General features: G+C 52.5%; 4 protein-coding genes. All 4 read right to left on the bottom strand.

From position 1 onward, the window contains the following. A partial coding sequence (locus Q0231_RS03515; protein ID WP_299345146.1) for an ABC transporter substrate-binding protein occupies window positions 1-405 on the bottom strand: 405 nt, incomplete at its 3' end. 267 nt (window positions 406-672) lie between these two features. Then, the gene (locus Q0231_RS03510) at window positions 673-1,431 is read right to left on the bottom strand and encodes a metallophosphoesterase family protein (protein ID WP_269392610.1); all 759 of its coding nucleotides are present in this window, start codon (window positions 1,429-1,431) and stop codon (window positions 673-675) included. 228 nt (window positions 1,432-1,659) lie between these two features. Next, window positions 1,660-3,318: an iron ABC transporter permease gene (locus Q0231_RS03505; RefSeq protein ID WP_299345139.1), complete on the bottom strand. Its 1,659-nt coding sequence runs from the start codon at window positions 3,316-3,318 to the stop codon at window positions 1,660-1,662. A gap of 62 nt (window positions 3,319-3,380) precedes the next feature. After that, on the bottom strand, window positions 3,381-4,412 hold the full coding sequence (locus Q0231_RS03500) for an extracellular solute-binding protein (RefSeq protein ID WP_299345136.1): 1,032 nt from the start codon (window positions 4,410-4,412) through the stop codon (window positions 3,381-3,383). Window positions 4,413-4,654: the final 242 nt, after the last annotated feature.

Genomic DNA, 4,654 nt, shown 5'->3' with positions numbered 1-4,654 from the left:
AGAGGTGATCGGGGCAAAAATGCCTTTTTGCGCGTTGGTACTATCTTCAGCGCGCGCACGGTCATAGGTGAACACCACATCGTCAGCATCAAAACCGGTGCCGTCATGGAAGGTGACGCCCTCTTTCAACGTGAATGTATAGGTCATACCATCGTCCGAAATGGTCCAAGACGTGGCAAGCGAAGGCTGCACCCCGCCATTTTGGTCGATCCGGGTCAAACCCTCGAACACATTGGCATAAACAACTTCATCAATCGCAGCGGCTGCGCCAGCGGTCGGATCAAGGTGAGGCGGCTCCAGCACCATGCCGACACGAATGTCGCTGGCAAAAGCACCAAATGTGGAAAGGCCAACAATCGACGCTGCTAGGAGCGTTTTTTTGACCGTCTTTTCAATAATTTGCACTGTTTCTCATCCCTGATTTGTGTGGGTCAAACCTGAACCTAGTTCTAGCGGAATTAGCGCAATTTGCAAAAGCCAACTTTGGTTGGTGGGGATGAAAGCTTCGTGATGCAGTATTTTTGCTTAAGAGGTGCGGTTGAGTTTTGGAGGTTTGAAATTCTGTATCGTGGGGGCTAATCGTTCGATTGGTCTGATGGCAAGTTGTTTCAAAGTCGGTTTTGCGGACGGAGCTGCCGCTGCCCAAATGGCCGGTTTAGGGGAGTAGCAGCCTCAGTTAACCCAGCCCGTCGCCAGTCTACTTTCCCAATTGGGATGATTGGCAGTCTTCGCTAACTCAATCATCCTGTTCGGATCGTAGGGTACGTGTCGGAAAGTCGTCGTCCATCCGACTTTCGCCCTCTCGACCAGCGCATAGCACGCCGCACTAGTACCCGTCTGCACCACATGGTGCACTGGGGTGTCGTCAATATAGCCAGGACACCCAACACTGCCGGGGTTCAGGATGATACGGCCATCGGGTAGGTCCATCCGGCGGGGAAGATGCGTGTGACCACATAACATAAGACTTGCCTTGATCCCAGATGCCTCGGATGAGACTGCATCCCGTGACCTGGTAACAACCTCGCCCTCCGGCGAAACCTCCTCCATCCAATAAGCTGTGTCGCTACTCGGAGTTCCGTGACAGGCGAATATATCGTCAGACAGCCAGAGCGTCGGCTGCAAATCCCGAAGCCAGGCCAAGTGGCGGGCGTCAAGTTGGTCGAAAGCGGCCCCATCAATCGAGATCATGTCCTCGCGCTTGTTCTCAACAAGCCAGCGGTCATGATTGCCTCGGATCGACGGCATTTCATGATCCAAAAGTAGTTCTGCGGTTTCACGAGCAGCCATTGGGCCACTCAGATGATCCCCAAGATTGACGACGCTTCTGATACCTTGTGCCGAGATGTCCTGCAGGACAGCCTTCAAAGCGTCAGAGTTACTGTGAATGTCAGCAATCACGGCGAAACGATTGAGATCAAAATCTTTCATTTGGGCAATCTAGTAACGCCTAAGCTGGTTGGCAATAGGCTTCCTGATTACTCCGCATCTCTTTCGGCTCCTGCCAAAAAGTGACGGTTTGCGCAGTCGAGCAGCAGCCCAGACGTTTTGACCGTTGGAAAAGCCATCATTCGCCGCACCCTGATGAATGCGCAATCTGTGCTCAAACCAGACCTGACAAAACAACTGGCGGAACAAAAGCCCAACGCTAGCCTAACCTTACCGCTCACCACTCTGCATTTTGCCGCCCAAAATGGCGGGTACCAAGCCGATGGTGATGATCAATAAGGCGGGCACGGCAGCGCTTTCAAAGTTCTCAAGGCTCGCTTCGGCGTAAACATAGGTCGAAAGGGTTTCTAGCCCCAAGGGACGCAACAATAGGGTGGCGGGTAGCTCTTTGATGCATTCGACAAATACGAGTGTCAGCGCTGCCACAAGCGCGGGGCGCAGGGTGGGCAGGTCAACCTCAATTAGGGAGCGCCAGCGGTTCGCGCCCAACACATGGGCTGCTTCGAGCAAATTGACGCCACGCTTTTTCATGGCCGCCTCGAGTGAGTTGTGGCTGACGGTGAGAAATCGGACAGAATAGGCGTAAAGGATGGCAATGGGTGAACCCGAAAGGATCAAACCAACGGTAACATTAAACCAAGCGCGGGTCGCGTCGTTGATCACACCGTCTAGGAACCCAAGCGGTACCAAAACGCCGATCGCCAGCACAGTGCCGGGCACCGCATAGCCAAAAGTGGCAAGATAGGAAAGGTTGCGGCTGCCATCTGCATTGACCATGCGTCGGGCCGTAAAATAGCCGATTGCCACACAAATGGCCGCGCCCACAAGGGCCAGCCAGACGGTGGTCCAAAGCGCTTCAAATATCTCAGCGCCGATCACGCCGCGCATGACCCTAACCATTGCGGTGGACATCAGTTCGGAAACGGGGACCAAAAAACCAAGGCCTACAATGCTCATGCAGAATACCAAGGCGCCAGCGGCAACGATGGGCGGCAGTTTGGAGCGGGAAGGTGGCACACGGCTATCGCGCTTGGTGAGATAGTCGAGTTTGCGCCGTTCATGCTGCTCAAGCCAGATCAATCCAGCGATAATGATGACGGTGGTGACCGCCAATTGCGCTGCGCCGGGCAGGTTGGATTGGTTCAGCCATGTGGCATAAACAATGGCGGTGAGCGTGTTGACGCCGAAAAACTCAACGGCCCCCACATCATTGATCACTTCCATCAAGGCAAGTGACACCCCAACGATCAGGGCAGGGCGCGCCAGTGGTAATATCACATCGCGGAACGTGCGCCATGGCCCCGCACCTAGGGTGCGGCTGGCGGCAACCAAAACGCCAGATTGCATCAAAAAGAACGCACGGCAGCTCAGATAAACATAGGGGTATAAAACAAGGCTCATCACAAAGGCCGCGCCGCCGATCGTGCGAAAATCAGGGAACCAATAATCGCGCATTGAGGTGGCGCCGGTCAGCATGCGGATGGCGGTTTGCAACGGGCCGGTGAAATCCATCACTTCAACCCAAGCATATGCAGAAATGTAGGTGGGAATGGCGATGGGCAAAATCAGCGCCCATTCAAACAATTTTCGTCCCGGAAACTCAAAACTAGAAACAAGCCACGCGCTGAATAGGCCAATGAACCCGGTGAACAAGCCAACGAGAAGAAGAAGGAGTCCCGTCTCTCTTAAGGCAACAGGCAACATGCGCGAGAACAAGCCGCCCTCAGTGCCAAAGGCGCCAACCGCAAGCCACCCGAGCGCCAAAGTTGGCAGGGCCATAGAAAAAATGACAATGAGCTCAACAAAAGACAGGCGCGAAATCGCGCCTGCAATAAAGTTGTGAGCTTTGCCGCTTTGACAAGCGATCATTCTTCTCCAATCAAATCCGCTATCCCTGTCTTGGTATAGCGGATTTGGAATTTGTGCAAAGCCTAGTTTTGTGGGCCTTCGTCAAACTTAACTTCGTCCACCAATTTGCTGGCTTCGTCGCGTTTGTCAGCAATTGATGCAAGCGGCAATGTGTCGGCGTGCAATTCACCCCAGCTTGCAACCAAGTCAGAAGAGGCAACACCTGGCACCACTGGGAACTCAAAGTTGGTTTCCGCATAGATGGCTTGTGCATCATTTGACAAAAGGAACTGGATGAATTTCTTCGCGTTTTCAAGGTTCGGTGCATTTTTCGCAATGCCAACACCTGAAATGTTCACGTGGGTTTTGCTTTGCTCAGCACCCGGGTAGATCAAGCGAACAGAAGCGGCCCAGTCTTTTTGCTCTGGCTCTTTGTCGTTGGTGACCATTTTGCCCATATAGTAAGTGTTGCCAATTGCAATGTCGCACTCACCAGAATAAATCGCTTTAACTTGTGCACGGTCGTTGCCTGTTGGTTTGCGGGCGAGGTTGTCCCGAACGTCTTCAAGCCACGTTTTTGTCGCTTCTACGCCATTATTGGCAATTTGTGCTGCAACCAGACCAATGGTGTAAGAATGTTGGCCAGAGCGGGTACAAACGCGACCTTTCCATTTCGGATCTGCCAAGTCTTCATAAGACATTGCTGTTTCTTCAACGCGGTCCTTTGAGACATAGAAGATGCGGGCGCGTAGCGACAATGCTGCCCATGCGCCGTCTGGATCAACAAATTCTGCTGGCAAGTTTGCCGTTACATCCGCAGGGATGGCTTGCCAGATGTCGGCTTTTTTCATGGCATCCAAACGACCAACATCAACGGTCAGCAAAACATCGGCTGGCGAGTTTTGCCCTTCTGAACTTAAACGGTCCACAAGACCATTTTTTGCAAACAACACATTTGTTTTGATGCCTGTTTCAGCTTCAAATGCATCGGTGAGTGGTTTCAAAAGTTCTGGCTGACGATAGCTGTAAACATTGATTTCGTCGGCGACCGCAACGGTGCCGAAGAATGATGTGCCTGCAATCAAAGTCGCTGCAAGTGATTTGGACAAATTCATTTACTCACTCCATGTGTTGGCTTGAAAGTCCTTGTGTTGCAGGGGTTTTGTTCGCTTTTCCTTCGCGCGTCAATGCGTCAGATCAAGCAATTATGGCCGATTTGAGCAGGCTTTTTGGAACCATTCTAAACTGGAGTGCAAAACTCTATATATCTTGGTGTTTGCGCGCAATGCGAGTTGGCTGATTGGTGCGACAGAATGTCGCAGCTAGTTTAATGTGCCCGTGCCCCGATCCGCGGGAA

Origin of the sequence: uncultured Maritalea sp., assembly GCF_937139385.1 — a bacterium.
In the GTDB taxonomy this organism is placed as follows: Bacteria; Pseudomonadota; Alphaproteobacteria; order Rhizobiales; family Devosiaceae; genus Maritalea; species Maritalea porphyrae_A.
Note: the sequence above shows the minus strand (reverse complement) of the source record. Positions and strands in the feature narration are given on the sequence as shown.

What these genes read in the sequence shown, in the direction of transcription:
- Q0231_RS03500 (WP_299345136.1), bottom strand. Translation starts at nt 4,412, where the DNA reads ATGAATTTGTCCAAATCACTTGCAGCGACTTTGATTGCAGGCACATCA.
- Q0231_RS03505 (WP_299345139.1), bottom strand. Translation starts at nt 3,318, where the DNA reads ATGATCGCTTGTCAAAGCGGCAAAGCTCACAACTTTATTGCAGGCGCG.
- Q0231_RS03510 (WP_269392610.1), bottom strand. Translation starts at nt 1,431, where the DNA reads ATGAAAGATTTTGATCTCAATCGTTTCGCCGTGATTGCTGACATTCAC.